The organism is Vibrio sp. 1401, assembly GCF_033340295.1.
Window position 1 is genome coordinate 1 of the sequence record NZ_JAWOWF010000145.1, and the last position, 1,057, is coordinate 1,057.

Genomic DNA, 1,057 nt, shown 5'->3' on the forward strand with positions numbered 1-1,057 from the left:
CCCACGTTGAGTAAATCGAGTAGTTTGGTGTGTCGCCATCTTTCAGTGTGCGCACCGTGCCAAGCATATCCACGTATTGACCATCCACATCGTAGAATTCGATTGGTGCGATCATCATGTGGTACATGCCGGTGTAGAAGTTGGTTTTCTCTGCGTCTGTGCCGCCTTCTACTTTGATTTTCGCTAGCTTCTCAGCCCACGCGTATTCCGCGTCTTCTTTCACTTGTGCTAGGTCGAAACTTGGTGCTTCCGCTTCTAAGTTTTTCTGTGCGCCTTGCCAGTTAACTGGAGAGATACCGACGCGGATTTCAATTGGCTCTTCGCCAGTGCCGAAGTTTAGGTAAGCCGTCAGATCATCGCCTGAGTAAACCGCACCATTACGCATTTCGCGCGTTGGCTCTAGGTCTTGTTCGCCCAACATTGCTTTGGCGATTGGTTGGTTGAATTTCGCGTAGAAGAAGATGTCCTGACCTTGGTGATCTTGCCCTTGAAACCAGCCAGTTGAGGTTTTACGACCGCGAATGGTGTATTCGTCCACCACTTCTACTTTGTTCTTCAAAGATTTGCCGTTGTTGTTCATTAGGGTATGACCCAAATCGAACTTCACGTTGCGGTCTGCGCCATCAGCAAAGGTGTATTTGTGTAAACCAACGCGTTTGGTGGCGCTCAGTTCTACTTCGATTTGACCTTGGTTTAGTTTGGTTTTGTAGTAGCCTGCGCTTGCTTCTTCATTGGCTTTGTCGAAAGAGTTCAGTTGTGTGTTCGCCATGTCTGCGTATGGCAGAACCAAGATGTCGCCTAAGTCCGTTGCGCCTGTACCTGAAAGGTGAGTATGTGAGAAGCCGTACAGCGGAACGTCAGTGTTAACCACTTCGCCAGTTTCGTAGTTAGATGAATCCCAGTAGCCAGAAGCTGAGTGCCAAGGGTTAAGCCCTGATTCATGATCAGTGTTAGAACCGATGAAAGTATCTGGAGACAGTTGAACCATACCTGCCGGTACCGTCGCGCCCGGGAATGTATGACCAGAAGCTGCTGTGCCGATCATAGGATCGACGTA

General features: G+C 49.2%; 1 protein-coding gene. It reads right to left on the reverse strand.

What is annotated here, in order from left to right; translation table 11 throughout:
• The coding region (locus R7Z77_RS24170) for a glycoside hydrolase domain-containing protein (protein WP_318136902.1) at positions 1 to 1,057 on the reverse strand (1,057 nt) is incomplete at both ends.